This is a genomic window from Aquamicrobium sp. NLF2-7, assembly GCF_022359935.1.
Lineage (GTDB): Bacteria > Pseudomonadota > Alphaproteobacteria > Rhizobiales > Rhizobiaceae > Mesorhizobium > Mesorhizobium lusatiense.
In genome coordinates, this window is sequence record NZ_JAKSED010000001.1 from 599,345 (window position 1) to 620,309 (window position 20,965).

A 20,965-nucleotide genomic window follows, 5' to 3' on the forward strand; every position below is an offset into this window, starting at 1 on the left:
GAATTTCAAACGCCTGCCCGGCAAAAGCCATGATCATTGGTCTTACAGGCGTCATGACTTTTGTTCTGCCTGCCAATCGCCATGAAATTTCATTCAGTCCTGCCCGCCGAAACCTGATCTCTGGCGGCGCCGCGCTGGTTCTCACAGCGCTTGCCGGTTGCGGTTCCCTGCCCCGGCATGGTCCCGGAGGCGGTGCATCGACCGCTTCCCGCCAGACGATGGATGGCATTCGCACGGCCGAAGGCCTGGCGCTTGTCTCGCCCGATCACCAACTGGAGCAGGCAGCCCTGCAACAGGCGCAGTATATGGCCGCCTCGGGCAGGATGAACCATACGACCGGCTTCGGGAAAGATTTTCAGGCGCGGATCAAAAGCAACGGCATCAGGGGCGCTGCGGCCGAGAATATTGCCGAAGGGCGCATGGATGCCCCCCGCGCCATCGATATGTGGATGAATTCGCCGCCCCATCGCCGCAACATGCTGGACGGGCGTTTTCGCCGCTTCGGCCTTGCCTGGGCAACCCGGCCGGAGCGCCCGGAATGGCGCTACTGGGCCATGATTCTGGCAAGCTGACCGAGACCGCCCTTTCTGTTCGCAGAGAAACGACACTCGCTTCTTGACACCGTCCGGGGGGCTGACTATCTCATGGCTCGTTAGCACTCTCCGAAAGCGAGTGCTAACAGGTCCGGTCAAGCCGGACGGAGGAATTCTTTCTCATCATTGTGACCGAGGAAATCAAATGGCAAAGACGAAGTTCCGCCCGCTTCATGACCGTGTGGTCGTTCGCCGGGTCGAGTCCGAAGAGAAGACGGCTGGCGGCATCATCATCCCCGATACCGCCAAGGAAAAGCCGCAGGAAGGCGAAGTCGTAGCTGTGGGCTCGGGCGCCCGCGATGAAAGCGGCAAGCTCGTCGCCCTCGACGTCAAGGCCGGCGACCGCGTCCTGTTCGGCAAGTGGTCGGGCACCGAAGTCAAGCTCAATGGCGAAGACCTTCTGATCATGAAGGAATCCGACATCATGGGCATCATCGGCTGATCTGGCCGTTCCCATTCTTCAACAATCACTGCAATCCGAATTTCGGACCAAAGGTCCAGGAGTAAGCAATGGCTGCCAAAGACGTAAAATTCTCCCGTGACGCCCGCGAGCGCATGCTGCGCGGTGTCAACATCCTCGCCGACGCGGTGAAGGTCACCCTCGGTCCCAAGGGCCGCAACGTCGTCATCGACAAGTCGTTCGGCGCTCCGCGCATCACCAAGGACGGCGTTTCCGTCGCCAAGGAAATCGAGCTGGAAGACAAGTTCGAAAACATGGGCGCCCAGCTCGTTCGCGAAGTCGCTTCCAAGACCAACGACAAGGCCGGTGACGGCACCACCACCGCGACCGTTCTGGCGCAGGCTATCGTTCAGGAAGGCCACAAGGCCGTTGCCGCCGGCATGAACCCGATGGACCTGAAGCGCGGTATCGATCTGGCCGTGGGCGAAGTCGTTGCCGACCTCGTCAAGAAGGCCAAGAAGATCAAGACTTCCGAGGAAGTCGCGCAGGTCGGCACCATCTCCGCCAATGGCGAGAAGGAAATCGGCGAGATGATCGCCGAGGCCATGCAGAAGGTCGGCAACGAGGGTGTCATCACCGTCGAGGAAGCCAAGACTGCCGAGACCGAGCTGGAAGTCGTCGAAGGCATGCAGTTCGACCGCGGCTACCTGTCGCCTTACTTCATCACCAACCCCGACAAGATGGTTGCTGAGCTGGAAGACGCCTACATCCTTCTCCACGAGAAGAAGCTCTCCAACCTTCAGGCAATGCTGCCGGTGCTCGAGGCTGTCGTTCAGACCTCCAAGCCGCTGGTCATCATCGCCGAGGACGTCGAGGGCGAGGCTCTGGCCACGCTGGTCGTCAACAAGCTGCGCGGCGGCCTGAAGATTGCTGCCGTCAAGGCTCCGGGCTTCGGCGATCGCCGCAAGGCCATGCTGGAAGACATCGCCATCCTCACCGGTGGTCAGGTCATCTCCGAAGACCTCGGCATCAAGCTTGAGAACGTTGGTATCGACATGCTCGGCCGCGCCAAGAAGGTGCGCATCGAGAAGGAAAACACCACCATCGTCGACGGCGCCGGCAAGAAGGCCGAGATTCAGGGCCGCGTTGCCCAGATCAAGGCTCAGATCGAGGAAACCACTTCCGATTACGACCGCGAGAAGCTCCAGGAGCGTCTTGCCAAGCTGGCTGGTGGCGTCGCCGTCATCCGCGTTGGCGGCTCGACCGAGGTCGAGGTCAAGGAGAAGAAGGACCGCGTTGACGACGCTCTGAACGCCACCCGCGCTGCGGTTGAGGAAGGCATCGTCCCCGGCGGCGGCGTCGCTCTTCTGCGCGCTACCCAGGCGATCAAGGCGGAAGGCGCCAACGCCGACCAGGCTGCCGGCATCAACATCGTCCGTCGCGCTCTGCAGGCTCCGGCCCGTCAGATCGCTACCAATGCCGGTGCGGAAGCTTCGATCATCGTGGGCAAGATCCTCGACAACAAGAGCGCGACCTACGGCTACAACGCTGCCAAGGACGAATATGGCGACCTGATCCAGCTCGGCATCGTCGACCCGGTCAAGGTGGTTCGCACCGCTCTGCAGGACGCCGCTTCGGTTGCCGGCCTGCTGGTCACCACCGAGGCCATGATCGCCGACGCTCCGAAGAAGGAATCTGCTGCTCCGGCCATGCCCGGCGGCATGGGCGGCATGGGTGGCATGGACTTCTAAGAAAGTCCGGCTTCGCATTGGAAAGGGCGGCTTCGGCCGCCCTTTTCTTTTGTCTGCCGGAACAAACCCGCCAGCGCTCCGTTGATACGCGCAAGTTCAACTCAGGAGATGCGATCATGGTGAACAAGGATCAGGTGTCGGGTGTTGCAAAGCAGGCCAAGGGCGCGGTGACGGAAGCCGCCGGCAAGCTTACGGGCAACAAGAAGACCGAGCTCAAGGGCAAGGCCGAAAAAGTCGAAGGCAAGGTTCAGAAAGCCGCCGGCGACATCAAGGAAAAGGTGCGCAAGGCCCACTGAGCACTTCCGACACAAGCTTTCAGGCAAAAAAAGGCGGCTGTATCAGCCGCCTTTTTCTCATTCGCCAGCTCGCCGCAAGGCGGCCCCGGATGCTTGTCGACAGTTCAAACGATTAGGCCATCGGGCTTCGGAAATCTTCCCTTGAAGCCGGAGAGGCAAAGAGTTAGGCCGGTGCGATCTCAATCCGCTTGTTCAGGAGACTGGCCCGTGAGCACAAAGAACACCAGAACCGAAACAGATACGTTCGGCCCGATCGAGGTCGCTTCCGATCGTTACTGGGGTGCTCAGGCGCAGCGGTCTCTCGGCAATTTCCGGATCGGCTGGGAAAAGCAGCCGGCTTCCATCGTGCGGGCGCTCGGCATCGTCAAGCGCGCCGCCGCCGAAGCCAACATGGAACTGGGCAGGCTCGACCCCACGCTCGGCGCGGCCATCATCGAAGCGGCACAGGAGGTGATCGACGGCAAGCTCGATGACCACTTCCCGCTGGTGGTCTGGCAGACCGGTTCGGGCACCCAGTCCAACATGAACAGCAACGAAGTGATTTCCAACCGCGCCATCGAAAAGCTGGGCGGCGAAATGGGCTCCAAGAAACCCGTTCATCCCAACGATCACGTCAATATGAGCCAGTCGTCGAACGACACCTATCCGACGGCCATGCACATCGCCTGCGCCGAGCGCATCGTTCACGACCTGCTGCCAGCTCTCAAGCATCTGCACGGCGCGCTGGAAGCTAAGGTTAAGGCGTTCGACCATATCGTGAAGATCGGCCGTACCCACACGCAGGATGCAACGCCCCTTACCCTCGGCCAGGAGTTTTCCGGTTACGCGCAGCAGGTGAAGAACGGTATCGAGCGCATCGAGATGACCCTGCCCGCGCTGATGCAGCTTGCTCAGGGCGGCACCGCTGTCGGCACCGGGCTGAACGCACCCGTCGGCTTTGCCGAAAAGGTTGCCGAGAAGATCGCCGCCATCACCGGCCTCGGCTTCACGTCGGCGCCGAACAAGTTCGAGGCGCTTGCCGCGCATGACGCCATGGTGTTTTCGCACGGCGCCATCAACACGGTTGCGGCCTCGCTGTTCAAGATCGCCAACGATATCCGCTTCCTCGGCTCCGGCCCCCGCGCCGGCCTTGGCGAGCTTGCCCTGCCGGAAAACGAACCCGGCTCGTCGATCATGCCCGGCAAAGTCAATCCCACCCAGTGCGAGGCGCTGACGCAGGTTTGCGTACAGGTGTTCGGCAACAATGCCGCGCTGACCTTCGCCGGTAGCCAGGGTCATTTCGAGCTCAACGTCTACAACCCGCTGATGGCCTACAATTTCCTTCAGTCGGTGAAGCTGCTGGCCGACGCATCGGTGTCCTTCACCGACAATTGCGTCGTCGGCATCGAGGCGCGTGAGGACAACATCAAGGCCTCACTGGAGCGCTCGCTGATGCTGGTTACCGCGCTCGCGCCGACCATTGGCTATGATGCGGCTGCAAAGATTGCCAAAACGGCGCACAAGAACGGCACTACTTTGCGCGAGGAGGCTCTTGCGACCGGTCTCGTCAGCGAGGCGGACTATGATCGTCTGGTGCGTCCGGAAGACATGACCCATCCGGGTTGACGGCATCTGGCAGCGGCGAGCTGTTTCAGCTAAGTTGCGGCCATGCGCTATGTCATCCTCTTTGTCGCCATTGCAGGCTTTTTGATCTGGGACGGCCTCTATAATGGAGGCCGTTACATGGATATGGCGGTCAAATCCGCAGACCACCTGCTGCGCATGGTCACCGGCTGAGCTTTCCCGGCCATTTCCTGCCGCGACATCGCGCCGGTTGACGCGACTCAGCCTTACGGATCAAAAGGGGGCGTCAGACGAATGCGCGTCCCGGACAGCTATGTGTGACCATCCTTCCACCACGACCCTTCAGGAGGCCGAATTGATCCGGCACATCGTGTTCTTTACCGTCAAGCCAGACATGGATGTCGAGACTGTGCGCGAAGGGCTCATGAATCTCGGCCGCATTCCCCACTCGTCCCATTTCGAGGTGTCGGTGAACCGCAAGGTCGATCTGTATGAAAACCAGATCGATATCGTTGTGTATGCGGAGTTCGAGAACGAAGCCGCCCTGCATGCTTTCAAGGCGGACCCGATCTACTCGCAGACCACCGCAAAGGTCCGCCCCATGCGCGATCTGCGCTTTTCGGCGGATGTCACTTCAGGTAACTGATCCGCTTTCCGACGCGTTTTCTGAACTGCATCCACACTCCGGAATGCCGGGAAACGAACCGGTAAAACGATCGAAGCAGGGCATCGCAGATCATGCCCCACCCTTGAAAGTATCATATTTTCAATTTGTTATGACGATCAGATGATGAAGTTCGCCAGCGTTTCATCGTCGGTTATATCCTGATACTGTACGCCTTCGGCATCGAATTTTGCGCGTAGCAGTCCGAAATTGCGCTTGTCGCGGGTTTCGATGCCAATCAGCACCGAACCGAAATTGCGTGCCGATTTCTTCAGATATTCGAAGCGCGCGACGTCATCTTCGGGACCGAACATCTGCAGGAAGTCGCGCAGCGCGCCCGGGCGCTGCGGCAGACGTATGATGAAGTATTTTTTGAGCCCCTCGAAGCGGAGCGACCGTTCCTTGACGTCGGGAAGGCGCTCGAAATCGAAGTTTCCGCCGGACACCACCGCAACGATGGTCTTTCCGCGAATGTCCTTTTTCACGAAATCCTTCAGGGCATCGATAGCCAGAGCTCCGGCGGGCTCCAGCACCACGCCTTCGACATTGAGCATCTCGATCATGGTCGCACAGAGCCGGTTTTCCGGCACCAGACGGGTTGATGTCGCGGGAAAATCCTTGAGCAGGCGGAAGTTCTCCTTGCCGATTTCGGCAACGGCAGCGCCGTCCACGAAATTATCCACGACCGGGAGCCTGACGCGTTTGCCTTCGGCAAGGCTGCGTGAGAGGCTGGGAGCGCCAGCCGGTTCGCAGAATATGAACTGTGGCGTCTGTTCAATGGCCTGGAAATATTGCGTCACGCCGGCTGCAAGCCCGCCTCCGCCCACAGGCAGCATGACGATATCCGGAGCAGCGCCCTCTCCCAGTTGCTGAACGATTTCGCGGGCGACCGTTGCCTGCCCCTCGATGATGTCGCGGCTGTCGAATGGGGGCACCATGTGCGCGCCATTGCTCTGCGTGAAGTCGATGGCCGCCTGATAGCATTCGTCAAAGAAGTCGCCGACCAGCTTGATCTCGACGAATTCGCCGCCGAACATGCGCGTCTTGTCGATCTTCTGCTGCGGCGTGGTCACCGGCATGAAGATCACGCCCTTGCGGCCGAAATGCCGGCACACGAAAGCGAAGCCCTGAGCGTGATTTCCGGCCGAGGCGCAGACAAAAAGGCTGGCATTGTTACCGGCAGCAAGCGTCTTTCGGAAGAAATTCAGCGCACCGCGAATCTTGTAGGAACGTACCGGCGTCAGATCCTCGCGCTTCAGATAAATGCGTGCGCCATATTTGCGCGACAGGTAGTCGTTCTTTTGCAGCGGGGTTATCGGGAAAATCTCCCGTATGGCTTCCGCAGCGGTTGCGACCCTGTCGGCGAAGCTTGTCATGTCGTGTTTCCGGTATCGTGAATGAGCATCCGTTCCTGACGCGATTTTGGCATTTACGCAACACTGAAGATGTCGCAAACGGACAAGTACGGACTTCTGCGGCTGTTGACTTACTTCCGCCGCACTCTGCGGGTGGGAAAGGCTCTGACTGCGGGCATGAAGATCGCCCGTGGCGTGACTGACGGAAAACCAAGTGAACCTGAAGCCCCTGCTCGCCCTTGTGCTTTCGCTGGCTGTCGCCGGCTGCACCACGAACAAGACCGACGCGATTCTCGGCAGCGCACTGGTGCCGGCATCGGTAACGGATATTGCCGGAAATCACTCGATTTTCATCGCCACGACACGGAAGCGTTCCGACGATCCTTCCAAGGTTTTCGATGGCGAGCGTTCCGCAACTCTCAATTTCGCCCGCATCAATGTGACGGTGCCACGCGAGCATAAGGTCGGGCAGATCGAGCGCCGCAAGCGCGGGAAATCTGACGACCCCTCCAAATATTTCATGGCTTCTGAAGCGGTCGGCTACGATACCGGGCCTCAGTTCTCGCAGGCGCTGAGCGCTGATGTTGCCGCTCGTGGCGGCCGTGTCATGGTATTTGTTCATGGCTACAACACAGGTTTCGATGCCGGCGTTTACCGTGCCACGCAGATCGCGCATGATTCCGGGTATCCCGGCACGCCGGTGCTGTTCTCATGGGCTTCCGGCGGTTCGACCACCAGCTATGTGTACGACAAGGAAAGCGCCAGCGTCGCCCGCGACCAGCTTGAGGTCACCCTGCGGCTGCTGGCCCAGAGTGGCGCGCGGCGCATCGATATCGTGGCACATTCGATGGGCACCTGGGTGACCATGGAAGCGCTGCGACAGCTGGCCATCACCGGAGACCGCAATCTCAGCGGCAAGCTGGGAGATGTTGTTCTGGCGTCGCCGGATATCGATGTCGACGTGTTCAAGAGCCAGATGCGCCGCTACGGCAAACCGGAAAAGCCGTTCATCCTGCTTCTGTCGCAGGACGACCGCGCGCTGCGTCTTTCGGGCATGCTGGCCGGTTCGCGGCCGCGTGTCGGCGACTATGCGGATGCGGGCAAGGAACTTGCAGATTACGGCGTCACCGTTGTCGATCTGTCAAAGCAGAAAGGCGCGGATTCCTTCAACCACACGAAATTCGCCGACAATCCCGTCATGGTGCGCATGCTTGGCCAGAGGTTGCGCGAGGATGACGGCTTCGCCAGCGATCGTGAGATCACGGACCGCATCCGTCAGGTAACGCAGCAGGCCGGAGCCGGTCTGCTGTAGTAACTCCCGGCGGAGGGCTGGACCCGACAGGTTTCTGCCTATATTCGGAAAAGGCTCCTGCGGCTTTGTAGTCGTGTCGGAGAATGGACACTGTGGAGCTTTGGTGCCGTGCGATTGAAGGCTTTATGGATTGTCGCGCTGATCGCGCTGGTCAGCGGGTGTGCAGGTCCCGGCCGGCATGAACTTCTCAACATCTCCTCGTTTCCGGCAAAGGCTGCGGATATTTCGGCGGAGCATGAGATTTTCGTGGCCACGACCCGGCGCCAGTCCATCGATCAGCCGCGCACCGTCTACGGTGGTGACCGCTCTGCCAATGTGGCCTATGCAAGTGTCGACATAACGGTTCCCCGCATTCATGAGACGGGCCGCATCGAAAGGGCGAAAGGCCGGGCGCCTGCAGACCCCGCCAAACATTTCACGGCGCGCAGCGTCAGCTTCTACAAGGAGCCGGAACAGTTCGCCCGCGCCATCGATGCCAGTATCGTCGAAAATAAGGACCGCAGGGTTCTTGTCTTCGTCCATGGTTTTAACAATGGTTTCGACGACGGTGTGTATCGCATTACGCAGATCGTGAATGATGCGCAGTACAGCGGAACACCTGTACTGTTCTCATGGGCATCGAGTGCCAGGACGACCGGCTATCTGTATGACAAGGAAAGCGCCAACGCAGCTCGTGACGATCTTGAAGCGACGCTGCGCATGCTGGCCAAAAGCAAAGCCACAAGCATCGATATCCTTGCGCACTCCATGGGCACATGGGTGACCATGGAAACCCTGCGTCAACTCGCAATCAGGGGTGATCGCGACCTTGGGGGCAAGCTCGGCAATGTGGTTCTGGCGTCGCCGGATATTGACGTCGACGTCTTCAAGAAGCAGATGCTGCGCTACGGGACGCCGAAGAGACCATTTGTCGTACTGCTCTCCGACGATGATCGCGCGCTTCGGCTTTCAACTTTCATATCTGGCGATAAGCCGCGCGTTGGTGATTATGCGGACGCGGCCGATCTTGCCAGCTATGGCGTGATCGTTGCGGACCTTACTCAGGCCCGCTCCGGCGACAGGCTCAATCACGCCAAATTCGCCGACAATCCGTTCCTCGTGCAGCTTCTGGGTGAAGGCCTGCGGTCCAACGCGGGGCTGGCCGCAGCCGAAAGCGGGGATTTAGGCAGTCCGATGAGCACCATCGGCAAGGACATTGGTCAGGCCGTGGGATCGGTGGCCGATATCGTCATCACCACGCCGTTCAAGGTGCTATCGATCGCGACTGGCGGGTAGACGGCGGTTCGCCAATTGCCTGTTTCGGTCTTTGCCAACACCTGCCATGACGATTCATGACAGGTGTTGGAAAACATCAGTTGACGAACGCCGTACGAGCCGTGAGAAACAAGCCGCGCGGACGTGGCGGAACTGGTAGACGCAAGGGACTTAAAATCCCTCGGAGCGATCCGTACGGGTTCGATTCCCGTCGTCCGCACCACTTTCCAGCTTTCCACGGAAACTCCTCTTCGATTGTGCATATCCGGTACTGGTCACGGCCAACCGGCCTGCCTACATTGGCGCCGACATTCTCCCGGAGCATCTCATGACCTCAGCGCTTTTCCAGCCCATCACGCTTGGCAATCTTGCCGTTCCGAACCGTCTGGCCGTTGCACCCATGTGCCAGTACTCGGCTGACGACGGCTCGGCCAACGACTGGCACCTTCAGCACTGGATGAACATTGGAATGTCCGGTGCCGGAATGGTCACCGTGGAGATGACGAATGTGGAGCGTCGGGGCCGCATCAGCCATGGGTGTCTCGGACTTTACAGGGATGCGAACGAAGCGGCGGCAAGGCGCGCGCTTGATGCGGCCAGACGCGTTTCTCCTGCGGGAACCGTATTCGGCACGCAGCTCGCGCATGCCGGCCGCAAGGCCTCGTGCCGGCGGCCGTGGGAAGGTGGAGGTCCGCTGGAACAGAATGAGGATCCGTGGCCGATCGTTTCCGCCTCGGCAATTCCCTATGACGAGGGCTGGCAAACACCCCATGCGCTCACCGAGGATGAAATCTGGGAGGTCATCGGGCAGTTTGCAAAAGCCGCAGAAAGAGCGGAGCGCGCAGGATTCGATTTCATCGAACTTCATGCCGCGCACGGCTATCTGATCTTTCAGTTCCTATCGCCGCTCTCCAATCAGCGAGACGACCGCTGGGGCGGATCGCTGGACAATCGCATGCGCTTTGCCGTGGAAGTGGCACGCGCCGTGCGCAAGGCTGCTCCGGGGCTGATGGTGGGCGCGCGCCTTTCGGTAAAGGAGTGGGTGGACGGTGGCTTCGATGTCGATGATGCGATCGCCGTGGCCAAAGCGCTCAAGGCTGAAGGCCTCGCCTATATCTGCTGCTCCAGCGGAGGAAATTCTCCCTTGCAACAACTTCCCGGCGGGCCGGGCTATCAGGTGCATCTGGCGGAAGCCGTACGCAAGGGCGCCGATATTCCGGTTCGTGCCGTTGGTCTCATTACGGAACCGCGACAGGCCGAAGAAGTACTTGCACAGGAACGTGCCGACATGGTTGCGCTCGGTCGTGCCTTTCTGGCTGATCCCCGCTGGGGATGGCGCGCGGCCGCCACGCTGGGCGCAGAGGTTCCAGCCGCTCCGCAATACCAGCGCTCGATAACCACCATGCGCCATTGGGTTGTGCCCGCCTGAAGGAACGAGGCAACCAATGGATGCCGGCCGCGTTTTCCCTCCATCCCTTTCATAGGGTGGTATGCGGAGAGCGATAATGACCAAAGTCGTCTATAAAATTCTGGAGCATGACGGAGGCTGGGCCTATCAGGTCGGCTCGACCTATTCGGAGACCTTTCCCACTCATGATGATGCGGTGAGAGCTGCCGAACGCGCTGCAGGAGAACAGCAGATAGCCGGCAAATCAGACGGCATCGAATATGAGGACAGTTCCGGCATATGGCATGAGGAACTGTCTGACGGGCGTGACAGGCCGCAAACCGAGGTTTCAGAATAGCTGTCCGTCACATATTACTGCATTCCTGCAAAAAGAGCGGCCTGAGGCCGCTCTTTTCAGTTCCGGAGGGATTACGGCTCAGCCGTGAAGCCGTGCAGTGATTTCCGCAACCCGCTTGCCCTGGAAGCGCGCACCTTCCAGTTCCTGCGCCGAAGGCTGGCGCGAGCCGTCGCCATCGGATGTCGTGGTCATGCCATAGGGCGCACCGCCGCGCACAACGTCATTACCCATCTGGCCCTGATAGGCATAGGACAGCGGGACGATGATCATGCCATGATGCTGCAGTGAAGCCTGCGTGCTTAGCAGAGCAATTTCCGCGCCGCCGTGCTGCGTTGCCGTCGACACCATCACTGACCCGACCTTGTCGAGAAGCGCGCCCTTGGCCCACAGCGGGCCGGTCTGATCGAGAAAATTCTTCATCTGCGAGGCCATGGCGCCATAGCGCGTCGCAACGCCGAGAATGATGGCATCATAATTGGCCAGCTCCAGCGGTTCGGCGATCGGTGCTTCCTGATCGAGCTTGTAATGTGCGGCCTTCGCCACTTCCAGCGGCACCAGTTCGGGCACGCGCTTGATCGTCACGTCTGCGCCGGCCTCACGCGCACCTTCGGCAGCGGCCTTCGCCATCTGCTCCATGTGACCAAAGCTGGAATAATAAAGGACAAGCACCTTCGCCATTTTCATCTCCACGATTGCGGCAGGCGGACGTGAGTGTCCGCTCGAATTGCAAAAACAATCTAGGGCAGCGAACGTTCACGGAAAAGTATCAGGATGCCGACACAGTGTTCACAAAACCTGTGCCTTTGCGCCTGCGGCTTTGACGCGGTATTGGACGTCCTGCGCTATGGAAAAAGGAGTCGCCATGACCGGGATCGTTACTGCCGCCATGCTCGTGATCGGCGACGAAATCCTCTCCGGGCGCACCAAGGACAAGAACATCGGTCATCTGGCCGATATCCTCACCGCTATCGGCATAGACCTGAAGGAAGTGCGCATCGTTCCCGATGAAGAGGATGAGATCGTCTCGGCTCTTAACGCGGTACGCGCCCGATATACCTACGTGTTCACGTCCGGCGGCATAGGTCCGACCCATGACGACATAACGGCAGACTCGGTCGCCAAAGCCTTTGGGGTGCCCTGCGAATATGATGATGCAGCCTATGCCCTGCTGGCCGCGCATTATGTGCGCCGGGAGCTTGAGTTCACTGAGGCACGCAAGCGCATGGCCAGAATGCCGCGCGGGGCTTCTCATATCGAAAACCCGGTTTCGGTAGCGCCCGGCTTTCGCATCGGCAATGTTCACGTGATGGCTGGCGTTCCTTCCGTGTTCCAGGCGATGCTGGACAAGGTCGTGCCCACGCTGAAAACCGGCGTGAAGATGCTTTCGGCAACCGTGCCCTGCGCGCTTGGCGAAGGTGTGATTGGCGGCCCGTTGGCGGAAATCCAGAAGGCACACCCTGAAACCATCATCGGCTCCTACCCGAAATTCGGGGAAGGCAAGTTCTGGACAGAGCTGGTCGTGCGCGCACGATCGCCGGAAGTTCTGGAAGCCGCCCGCCGCGATGTTGAGGCCATGGTCTCGGCGTTAAGCGCTGACGCCTGATAAAATTCGGAACCGGAACCCGTCACGCGCATTTATACTGGCCATATCCCGGCGCGGAAGGGTCAGATCATGACGTACAGGACCATCGCCGTCATCCTGCAAGGTGAGCAGGAATCGTCACGCGTACTGGATTGCGCTGTTTCGCTTGCAACTCGCATCGGAGCGCATCTTGTCGGCGTCCATGCTGAAGTCCTGCCGGTTCCATACACGTCGGCGGTTGGTTTTCCTGACACGGATTTCATTCAGGTGTCCACGGAACTCAACAAGGAAACGACACTGAAATTGCGGGGAATTTTCCAGGAACGGGCCGAAGATTCCGGCGTGTCTTTCGAATGGCGCACCCTCGAAAGCTTTTCCGGTGACGGATCTATATCCGGATTGTCCAGCATCCGCTCAGCCGATCTTGTTATCGCGGCACAGCGAGACGTGGAAAGCGAGGATGGCACGGATGTGGAAAGCCTCGTTTACGATTCCGGCAGGCCAATCCTGATGGTGCCTCAATCCGGCGCGGTGCTGTCCTCCTATCGTCGAGTTCTGCTTGCATGGAATGGCAGCAAGGAAGCGGCGCGTGCCACTTTCGATGCCCTGCCCTTCCTGATCGATGCTGAACAGACCGACATACTCATCATAGATCCATCCCATACGGCGGAGGAAGGACCCGAGGCGGCGGGCTCCCGCATCGCCGACACCTTGTCGCGTCACGGCGTCAATGTCAGCGTGTCGATACAGGAATCGGGCAGCCAGTCAGTCGAGGCGCTCATTCAGGAGCGGCTGGCTGCCACCGGTGCAGATCTTCTCGTGCTTGGCGCTTACAGCCACTCATGGCTGAGAGAGTTGCTTTTTGGCGGCGTCACGCGTTCGATTTTGCGTTCGTCTCCTGTCACGGTCCTGATCTCACGCTGAACAGGTTCAGCCTGTGATTTCGGCCCTCTTGCCAAGCATGTGGATTTCCGGCTAATTCCGCTCGCATTCCTTGTGACCTGCGCGCCGGAGCGCGCCTGCGGAGTGCATTCTGATGTCCCTGCCCGACAAAGCTTTCCCGATTTCCTGGGATCAGTTTCACCGCGACGCCCGCGCACTGGCCTGGCGGCTTGCCGGCGCCAACCAGCAGTGGAAGGCCATCGTCTGCATCACGCGGGGCGGGCTGGTGCCTGCTGCCGTGATTTCGCGCGAACTTGGCATCCGCATCATCGAAACCGTCTGCGTTGCTTCCTATCACGATTACAGCTCGCAGGGGCAGTTGCAGGTGCTGAAGGAGGTGACCCCAAGCCTCCTTGAAAACGATGGCGAGTCGATCCTCATCATCGACGACCTGACGGACACCGGTAAGACCGCCGGTATCGTGCGCGCCATGCTGCCGAAAGCCCATTTTGCCACCATGTATGCCAAGCCCAAGGGCCGTCCGCTGGTGGATACGTTCGTGACCGAAGTCAGTCAGGACACCTGGATCTACTTCCCATGGGATATGGGCTTCACCTATCAGAAGCCGATCGCCGACGATCAGGCGAAGTAAGCCGGGTAACGACCGTCGCTGCGAAGCCTGTCAGGCAGCCTGTCTCGCGGACAGGTCCACGGCTGAAAATGCTTCGAAAAGAATTTCTGCGCCAGCGCCTGGCTTCATGGCGTCGGTCGACAGGATCTGGCGCCAGCGACGGGCGCCGGGAAGGCCATGAAAAAGCCCGACCATGTGGCGCGTGACCTGCCCCAGGCGCCCGCCCCCGCCGAGATGGCGCGCGGCATAGTCCGCCATGGTTTCGACCAGCGCGGCATAGTCGAAATCCGGGGCTTCCTTTCCTTCCAGCAGCGAATCGACGCCGCTCAGGATTTCAGGCGTGTGATATGCGGCCCGGCCGAGCATAACGCCGTCGACCTCGCGCAGATGCCGCGCTGCCTCCTCAAGAGTTGCGATTCCGCCATTGATGCCGATAAAGCGCTCGCCATTTGCCTTTTTCAGGCGGTAGACCCTGTCATAGTCGAGCGGCGGGATATCCCGGTTTTCCTTTGGGCTGAGCCCCTTCAGCCACGCTTTACGTGCATGAACCCACAGCGCATCCACGCCTGCGTCGAACACTTTCTCAGACAGATCACCAAGCGCGATTTCCGGATCCTGCTCATCGACACCGATCCGGCACTTTACGGTCACGGGAATACGGACGGCTTTCTTCATCGCCGCCACGCAATCGGCAACCAGTTGCGGCGACAGCATCAGACACGCGCCGAATGTGCCGCTCTGCACGCGATCCGAAGGACATCCTACGTTGAGATTGATCTCGTCATAGCCAAAATCGGCACCGATGCGGGCAGCCTCAGCCAGCTTGAGCGGATCGGACCCACCAAGCTGCAACGCCACGGGATGCTCGGTATCATCGAATCCAAGCAGCCTTGCCCTGTTCCCGAAGATCACGGCATCGGCGACGACCATCTCGGTATAAAGCAACGCCTTGCCGGAGAGCTGCCGATGAAAGAACCGGCAATGCCGGTCCGTCCAGTCGAGCATCGGGGCAATGGAGAATTTTTCTTTATACGCAGACATTCACGAGTTCTTCTGGCAACAAGGCGAGCCGCACACTGCGGCCTGACCCGACATGTGGCGCATCCGGCCCGGTTTTTCAAAGCGTAAATATCACCACGCCGCATCGGGACCGGCCCTGAACACTGCCTCGAACGGGTTTCATACCGGCCACAAGGGGCTTTTGCGGCGCCGGCAGCGGTGCTAACCGTGGAGCGCTTTCCAACAAGGATGGACTTTCATCGTGTCAAGCCAGCCTCTGCCGCCCATCGAACCCGTGGACAGAAATCACGAGGCGGCGATCCTTAAGCTGAACAATCTCCATGCGCAGGAGCTTTCGTGGCTGGAACCGGAGCGCCTGTCCCACCTTCTGGACAACGCGGCCCACGCGCTGAGCATCGGGGATGCCGAGGCATTTCTGATAAGCTTCGATCAGAATGCCGACTATGACAGCCCGAACTTTCTCTGGTTCCGCGAAAACTTCCCACGCTTCCTCTATGTTGATCGCGTTGTCGTCAGCGAGGCGGCGCGCGGGCGCGGCCATGCCAGACGGCTTTATGAACATCTGTTCGATCTGGCCCTGAGGGCCGGGCACGATACCATCGTGTGCGAGGTGAACTCCGATCCGCCAAACCCGGCATCGGATGCATTTCATGACCGGCTCGGCTTTCGGGAAGTTGGCGAAGCCACCATTCATGGCGGCTCGAAGACCGTAAGGTATTTTGCGCGCAAGCTGGACAAGGACGGCGCCATTCCCTCGCTGACGCCCTCGAAGGACATTTCCCGGCTCATCGAGATCATGGCAGCGCTGCGCGCGCCAGTCGGTGGCTGTCCGTGGGACGTGGAGCAGACTTTTTCCACCATCGCGCCCTATACGATCGAGGAAGCCTATGAGGTCGCTGATGCCATCCAGCGCGGCGATTTCGACGACCTGCGCGAGGAGCTGGGCGATCTTCTGCTGCAGGTCGTCTACCACGCCCGCATGGCCGAGGAGCAGGGCGAGTTCGCGTTTCCCGATGTGGTGGAGGCGATCACGACCAAGATGATCCGCCGCCATCCGCATGTGTTCGGTGACGACAATGCGCGCAGCGCCGGCATGGCGAAAGGCATGTGGGAAAAGATCAAGTCGCAAGAGAAGGCGGAGAAGCGCGCGGCGAGAATTGCCCGCGGGCAGGATCCGGAAGACAACGGTAAGGGCTATCTGGATAGCGTTCCCCTGACCTTGCCGGCTCTGACCCGCGCGCTCAAGCTTCAGGAAAAAGCCGCGCGCGTCGGATTCGACTGGGGGGCTGCCGCCCCGATCCTCGACAAGATCGAGGAGGAAATCACAGAGTTGCGTCAGGCGCTGGCAGCGGGAAAATCGGATGCCATCAGGGATGAGTTTGGCGACACGCTGTTCGCGCTCGTCAATCTCGGCCGCCATCTCGGGGTGGATTCGGAGGCTTCGCTTGCCGGAACAAACGACAAATTCCGCAATCGCTTCCACTACATAGAGCGATCCCTTGATGAAAAGGGAAAGTCGCTTGAAGATGCCACTCTTGAAGAGATGGAAGAGCTTTGGCAGCAGGCGAAGGGTAAGGTCTAACCCTCGTCCAAGGCTGCTCCCTTCGCTGCGCCACGCACACGGTTGCGGATTTCCTCGCGCGCGCTTTCGGTTGCCCGCAGCACCAGCGTGAGGCTGCCGTCGTCATTGTCCGTACGCTGGACGACGTCGCCATTGCGATAGAGCCAGTCGAGCAGGCTGAACTGCTCCGGCACAAGGGTGACGGTCATTTCCGCCAGTTCGCCCGAGACATAAGTCTCGATGGTCGCCAGAAGACGTTCCAGCCCCTCTCCGGTGATGGCCGAGATGGCAATCGGCCCCTGCCGCTGGTCCAGATGGGCTTCGCCAAGCAGCCGCTCGCGATTGGCATCGTCCAGCAGATCGATCTTGTTCCAGACCTCGATCACGCGGCGGTCATCATTCGCATCGACGCCGAGATCGCCCAATATGCGTTCCACATCCTCCGCCTGTGCGGCGGTGTCGGGATCGGAAATATCGCGCACGTGAAGGATGAGATCGGCTTCCACCACCTCTTCCAGCGTAGCGCGGAAGGCAGCGACAAGATGAGTCGGCAAGTCGGAGATGAACCCCACCGTGTCGGACAGGATCACCGGCGTGCCATGCGGCAGGCGCAGGCGGCGCAGAGTGGGATCGAGCGTGGCGAAGAGCATGTCTTCGGCCAACACCGCAGCTCCCGTCAGCCGGTTGAACAGGGTGGACTTTCCGGCATTGGTGTAGCCGACGATGGCAACCACCGGAAAAGGCACTTTCCTGCGCTTGGCGCGATGGAGATCGCGCGTACGGCGAACGGTTTCCAGTTCCCGCTTCAGCTTGACGATCTTGTCCTGAAGGAAGCGCCGGTCGGCCTCGATCTGCGTCTCACCGGGGCCGCCGAGGAAACCGGCACCGCCGCGCTGGCGCTCAAGGTGGGTCCAGCTCCGCACCAGACGGCCCTTCTGGTAGTTCAGATGGGCAAGCTCGACCTGAAGCGTGCCTTCCTTCGTACGGGCGCGCTCGCCGAAAATTTCCAGAATGAGCCCGGTCCGGTCGAGCACCTTGACGTTCATCTCTTTTTCGAGATTGCGCTGCTGCACAGGCGTCAGCGGATGATCGACAATGACCAGTTCCGCATCGCTTTCCTTCACCAGGGCAGCGATTTCATCCACCTTGCCCGATCCCAGAAGGGTTCCGGGGCGCGGGTCGTTGACCGTCACCACCAGACTGTGAACCGGGTCGAGATTGATGGCGCGCGTCAGCCCCACGGCCTCGTCATGGCGCGCCGAAGGCGAACGCGTCAGACGCGGCCGGGATGATTCATCCATGGCCTGCTGCCGCGTCAGAACCGGAACGACGACAACGGCCCGTACGGGCGCGGTCTTGTCCCCGCCCTCGCCTTTGTCAGCTTGCGTTCCGGATTTGTCAGCGGCGTCGCGGTTGCGTGCCAAGCAGTATCAGCCTTCCTCGCCGTCGAACATCTGAACCGGCTGGCTCGGCATGATCGTGGAGATGGCATGCTTGTAGACGAGCTGGGAGTGCCCGTCGCGGCGCAGCAACACACAGAAATTGTCGAACGACGTCACGACACCAGTCAGTTTCACGCCGTTGATGAGGAATATCGTAAGAGGGTTTTTGCTTTTACGAACCGAGTTCAGGAAAAGGTCCTGAAGATTTTGCGAGCGTTCGGCCATTTTTCTTATCTTCCCGCCGGATCCCTTTTTGTCTGTCCGTCAACACACCTGCAACGCAGGTATATTCCGTCGCAAACAAACCTGCCTGCAAAAAAGCAAGCAGGACGAGATTTACGATTGTTTACACCCAGCGGTTATCAGGCCGGACTTTTTTCCGCAATGTCAAAAAACGCCTGTCGCAGGGAAAGTGTCACCGAACCGGGGTGGCCATTTGCCACCGGATGGCCATCTATTGCGATGATCGGCGTCGCCAGTGTGGTCGCAGACGACAAAAACGCCTCGCGCGCCGCCAAGGCTTCCTCGACGGTAAACGGACGCTCCTCGATCCGCAGACCGAGGCTCTCGGCGACCTTGAACAATGTGGTCCGGGTGATTCCCCGCAAAATGCCATGATCGGCCGGGCGCGTGACCAGAGCGCCATCCTGCGTCACGATCCAGGCGTTGGTGGAAGCGCCTTCCTTCACCGTGCCGTCGGGATCGACGAACCACGCTTCCTGCGCTCCGGCTTCCCGGGCCTTCTGCTTGGCCAGCACATTAGGCAACAGGCCGACGCTCTTGATGTCGACCCGGTCCCAGCGGTTTTCCGGAACGGTGATGACCTGCACGCCCGCCTCGGCTTTCTGGTGTACTTTGGCGGCATCGAATTTCTTCGCCGTCACCACCAGAGAAGGCGTTACACCCGCAGGGAAAGGATGATCGCGCGGCGCGACCCCGCGTGTGATCTGCAAATAGACGATACCGTCGCGCACATGGTTGCGGTGGATGACCTCGCGCATCACGACCGTCAGCGCGGACCTCTGCATCGGCCAGTCGATGGAAAGCTCGGAAAGCGAGCGGTCCAGCCGGTCGAGGTGCCCCTTCATGTCGACGATAAAGCCGCGGGCGATCTCGCAGACCTCATAAACGCCATCGGCAAACTGATATCCGCGGTCTTCTATGTGAACTGTGGCGTGCCGATGGGCGATGTAACGCCCGTTGACGTAAGCGATGCGCGGCATGGTCTTTTCCCGAGAAACGCGCACACAATATGCGATTCCGACCGGGCGGCAACGGGAGAAACAAAAAAGCGGAGCAAGAGCTCCGCTTCCTCGTCTGTCGCGGTCGCCGCCGGTACATCCGCGGTCAGCAACCTTGTCGACACCTGCCTTTTAGAAGGCCAATGTAACGGCAATACGACAGTTGTTCACAATGTGCGCCCTTATGGTTAACAAAGGGTTAACAGCAGCACATCTCAGTCTATCAGGGCGTCGAGCCCGCGCACCAGTCCCTTTAGGGCTCCGACCCGGCGTATCGCCAGCAGCGTTCCCGCGACATACGGAGCTGCCGAGGATCCGGCATCGTGCCGAATGGTGAGTCGCTCATCGGGGAGACCGAAGATCGCCTCGCAGGAAAGGATGTAGGAAGGCAGGCGCAGCGAGTGAACCTGCACGCCCTCGCCCTGCCCGACCGCGCCGCCCCGCGCCGCAGGCACGCCGGAGACCTGCGATTGCGGCAGGCTCGTCGCGGGTCTTCGTATTTGCGCAAGCTGTTCTGCCAGCTCGCGCGCGGTGCCGGAGGGCGCGTCAGGTTTCCTGGCGCTGGCATAGTCCATGATCTCGACGTCCGGAACGTATTTCGCGGCCATCAGGGCAAACCGCTTCAGAAGCGTGGCGGTAATCGAAAAATTGCCTGCCGCAATCACGCCGACGCCGGAGCTGCGGGCGGCGGCATCGATCTCGGCATAGTCTTCCGCGCCAAGTCCGGAAGTGCCGATCACGACATGGCGTCCCTTCGAGATCGACAGAAGCGTGTTGGCCTTGACCGCATCCGGTTTGGTGTAATCCACCACCACATCGGATGGCGCCTGCAGAGCTTCCTCCAGCGAACCCGATACTTTGACCCCGGCTTCCGAAGGCAAACCGGCCGCCAGCCCGGCGTCCTGCCCGGCCGATTGTCGCGCAACGGCGCCTGCCAGAGCAAGATCATCCGCAGTGATGATAGCCGGCACCAGAGCCTTGCCTACCCAGCCGGTCGCCCCGGCCATAACAACTCGTATCGTCATTGCTCGCCCTCACAACTGAAAGGAGAGAAGACACGCCGAAAGCCCGGCGCGTCAAGCCGGGCTTTCCCAGGATATCGGTATCGTGAAGTGTCAGCGAAGGAAGCTGTCTATGCGGCGCAGGGTAACGCGGCGGTTGCGCCAGTTTTCGTTCTGTGTCGGAACAAGCAGGAATTCCTTGCCATAGCCAACCGTTTCGAGGGCGCGTGCCGGCACACCGAACTGGCGCACCAGAACCCGCTTGAGCGACTCCGCACGGCGTTCCGACAACACCTGATTGGACTGGAATGAGCCCACTGCATCGGTATGGCCCTCAATCAGAACGCGCGCACGCCGGTCGCGGCGAAGAATGCCGTTCAGGGCATCGGCGATATTCTGAACCTTGCGATATTGCGATGGGGCGATTTCCGCCGAGGCGAACTCGAAGTTGATCGACTGGATGTCGATCGAAGGGGCCGCGCGGCGCAGATCCGGGCGGCGCTTGAATTCACCCACGGTGACGCGCTGGTTCTGGTTGAGCCGCATGCGCGGCGCGCTTTCAAGCTGACGCTGGATGGTAGCGGCCGAAGGTGTCTGCGCCTGAGCGAAAGCGGCTCCGGGCAAGATGACGGCCGCGATAAGAGCGGTCGCAAAGCTGCGGCGGTTGAGCAT

General features: G+C 60.2%; 23 protein-coding genes, 1 tRNA gene and 1 pseudogene. 17 read left to right on the forward strand and 8 right to left on the reverse strand.

Translation table 11 applies throughout. From position 1 onward, the window contains the following. The first annotated feature begins 29 nt into the window (after positions 1–29). From MIC97_RS02980 to MIC97_RS03005, 7 genes are all read left to right on the forward strand, one after another. Entirely contained in the window at positions 30–572 is a 543-nt protein-coding gene (locus MIC97_RS02980) for a CAP domain-containing protein (protein ID WP_239798789.1), read from the forward strand. A gap of 166 nt (positions 573–738) precedes the next feature. Then, on the forward strand, positions 739–1,035 hold the full coding sequence (gene groES / locus MIC97_RS02985) for a co-chaperone GroES (protein ID WP_183830146.1): 297 nt from the start codon (positions 739–741) through the stop codon (positions 1,033–1,035). A gap of 68 nt (positions 1,036–1,103) precedes the next feature. Continuing rightward, positions 1,104–2,744 carry a chaperonin GroEL gene (gene groL / locus MIC97_RS02990; protein WP_239798790.1) on the forward strand — a complete coding sequence of 547 codons (1,641 nt, stop codon included), beginning with the start codon at positions 1,104–1,106 and terminating at the stop codon, positions 2,742–2,744. A 116-nt stretch (positions 2,745–2,860) separates the two neighbouring features. Then, a complete protein-coding gene (locus MIC97_RS02995; RefSeq protein ID WP_183830151.1) occupies positions 2,861–3,040 on the forward strand; it encodes a CsbD family protein in 180 nt (59 codons plus the stop codon). Positions 3,041–3,247: 207 nt separating this feature from the next. Further along, the gene (gene fumC, locus MIC97_RS03000; protein ID WP_239798791.1) at positions 3,248–4,645 is read left to right on the forward strand and encodes a class II fumarate hydratase; all 1,398 of its coding nucleotides are present in this window, start codon (positions 3,248–3,250) and stop codon (positions 4,643–4,645) included. Positions 4,646–4,687: 42 nt separating this feature from the next. Continuing rightward, entirely contained in the window at positions 4,688–4,816 is a 129-nt protein-coding gene (locus MIC97_RS25070) for a hypothetical protein (RefSeq protein WP_275592312.1), read from the forward strand. A gap of 142 nt (positions 4,817–4,958) precedes the next feature. After that, the gene (locus MIC97_RS03005) at positions 4,959–5,249 is read left to right on the forward strand and encodes a Dabb family protein (RefSeq protein ID WP_239798792.1); all 291 of its coding nucleotides are present in this window, start codon (positions 4,959–4,961) and stop codon (positions 5,247–5,249) included. Between the two features lie 137 nt (positions 5,250–5,386). On the opposite strand, the gene ilvA is transcribed toward MIC97_RS03005, so the two are convergent. Next, positions 5,387–6,643, reverse strand: coding sequence for a threonine ammonia-lyase IlvA (gene ilvA, locus MIC97_RS03010; protein ID WP_239798793.1), 1,257 nt, complete (start codon positions 6,641–6,643; stop codon positions 5,387–5,389). Between the two features lie 193 nt (positions 6,644–6,836). Between ilvA and MIC97_RS03015 the strand changes: the two genes are divergently transcribed. The 5 genes from MIC97_RS03015 (at position 6,837) to MIC97_RS03035 (ending at position 10,933) form a co-directional block, all read left to right on the forward strand. Next, positions 6,837–7,934: an alpha/beta hydrolase gene (locus tag MIC97_RS03015; RefSeq protein ID WP_239798794.1), complete on the forward strand. Its 1,098-nt coding sequence runs from the start codon at positions 6,837–6,839 to the stop codon at positions 7,932–7,934. A 108-nt stretch (positions 7,935–8,042) separates the two neighbouring features. Then, positions 8,043–9,209: an alpha/beta hydrolase gene (locus MIC97_RS03020; RefSeq protein ID WP_239798795.1), complete on the forward strand. Its 1,167-nt coding sequence runs from the start codon at positions 8,043–8,045 to the stop codon at positions 9,207–9,209. Positions 9,210–9,326: 117 nt separating this feature from the next. Further along, positions 9,327–9,411 (forward strand) — tRNA-Leu (locus MIC97_RS03025). Positions 9,412–9,516: 105 nt separating this feature from the next. Next, positions 9,517–10,617 carry an NADH:flavin oxidoreductase/NADH oxidase gene (locus tag MIC97_RS03030; RefSeq protein ID WP_239798796.1) on the forward strand — a complete coding sequence of 367 codons (1,101 nt, stop codon included), beginning with the start codon at positions 9,517–9,519 and terminating at the stop codon, positions 10,615–10,617. A 76-nt stretch (positions 10,618–10,693) separates the two neighbouring features. Then, positions 10,694–10,933, forward strand: coding sequence for a DUF2188 domain-containing protein (locus MIC97_RS03035; RefSeq protein WP_239798797.1), 240 nt, complete (start codon positions 10,694–10,696; stop codon positions 10,931–10,933). Between the two features lie 78 nt (positions 10,934–11,011). Here MIC97_RS03035 and wrbA read toward each other — a convergent pair whose 3' ends face one another. Further along, on the reverse strand, positions 11,012–11,611 hold the full coding sequence (gene wrbA, locus MIC97_RS03040; RefSeq protein WP_239798798.1) for an NAD(P)H:quinone oxidoreductase type IV: 600 nt from the start codon (positions 11,609–11,611) through the stop codon (positions 11,012–11,014). Between the two features lie 184 nt (positions 11,612–11,795). Between wrbA and MIC97_RS03045 the strand changes: the two genes are divergently transcribed. From MIC97_RS03045 to gpt, 3 genes are all read left to right on the forward strand, one after another. Further along, a complete protein-coding gene (locus MIC97_RS03045; RefSeq protein WP_239798799.1) occupies positions 11,796–12,536 on the forward strand; it encodes a competence/damage-inducible protein A in 741 nt (246 codons plus the stop codon). A 69-nt stretch (positions 12,537–12,605) separates the two neighbouring features. Beyond that, positions 12,606–13,439, forward strand: a complete 834-nt coding sequence (locus MIC97_RS03050; protein ID WP_239798800.1) for a universal stress protein — start codon at positions 12,606–12,608, stop codon at positions 13,437–13,439. Positions 13,440–13,551: 112 nt separating this feature from the next. Next, a complete protein-coding gene (gpt, locus tag MIC97_RS03055) occupies positions 13,552–14,049 on the forward strand; it encodes a xanthine phosphoribosyltransferase (protein WP_183830181.1) in 498 nt (165 codons plus the stop codon). Between the two features lie 30 nt (positions 14,050–14,079). Here the strand turns inward: gpt and dusA are convergent, their stop codons facing one another. Further along, positions 14,080–15,069 carry a tRNA dihydrouridine(20/20a) synthase DusA gene (gene dusA / locus MIC97_RS03060; RefSeq protein ID WP_239798801.1) on the reverse strand — a complete coding sequence of 330 codons (990 nt, stop codon included), beginning with the start codon at positions 15,067–15,069 and terminating at the stop codon, positions 14,080–14,082. A 253-nt stretch (positions 15,070–15,322) separates the two neighbouring features. Between dusA and MIC97_RS25075 the strand changes: the two are divergent. Further along, positions 15,323–15,751 (forward strand): annotated as a pseudogene (locus MIC97_RS25075) (GNAT family N-acetyltransferase); the annotation flags it as partial. Positions 15,752–15,805: 54 nt separating this feature from the next. Then, positions 15,806–16,630, forward strand: coding sequence for a nucleoside triphosphate pyrophosphohydrolase (gene mazG, locus MIC97_RS03070; RefSeq protein ID WP_239801011.1), 825 nt, complete (start codon positions 15,806–15,808; stop codon positions 16,628–16,630). Here the strand turns inward: mazG and hflX are convergent. The 5 genes from hflX to MIC97_RS03095 form a co-directional block, all read right to left on the reverse strand. Next, positions 16,627–18,033, reverse strand: a complete 1,407-nt coding sequence (hflX, locus tag MIC97_RS03075) for a GTPase HflX (protein ID WP_239798802.1) — start codon at positions 18,031–18,033, stop codon at positions 16,627–16,629. The two genes, mazG and hflX, sit on opposite strands and share 4 nt — an antisense overlap. Positions 18,034–18,039: 6 nt before the next feature. Then, positions 18,040–18,276, reverse strand: a complete 237-nt coding sequence (hfq, locus tag MIC97_RS03080; protein WP_183830195.1) for an RNA chaperone Hfq — start codon at positions 18,274–18,276, stop codon at positions 18,040–18,042. A gap of 137 nt (positions 18,277–18,413) precedes the next feature. Then, positions 18,414–19,274, reverse strand: a complete 861-nt coding sequence (locus MIC97_RS03085; RefSeq protein WP_239798803.1) for a D-amino-acid transaminase — start codon at positions 19,272–19,274, stop codon at positions 18,414–18,416. A gap of 233 nt (positions 19,275–19,507) precedes the next feature. Beyond that, a complete protein-coding gene (gene dapB, locus MIC97_RS03090) occupies positions 19,508–20,317 on the reverse strand; it encodes a 4-hydroxy-tetrahydrodipicolinate reductase (protein WP_239798804.1) in 810 nt (269 codons plus the stop codon). 90 nt (positions 20,318–20,407) lie between these two features. Next, the gene (locus tag MIC97_RS03095) at positions 20,408–20,965 is read right to left on the reverse strand and encodes an OmpA family protein (RefSeq protein ID WP_239798805.1); all 558 of its coding nucleotides are present in this window, start codon (positions 20,963–20,965) and stop codon (positions 20,408–20,410) included.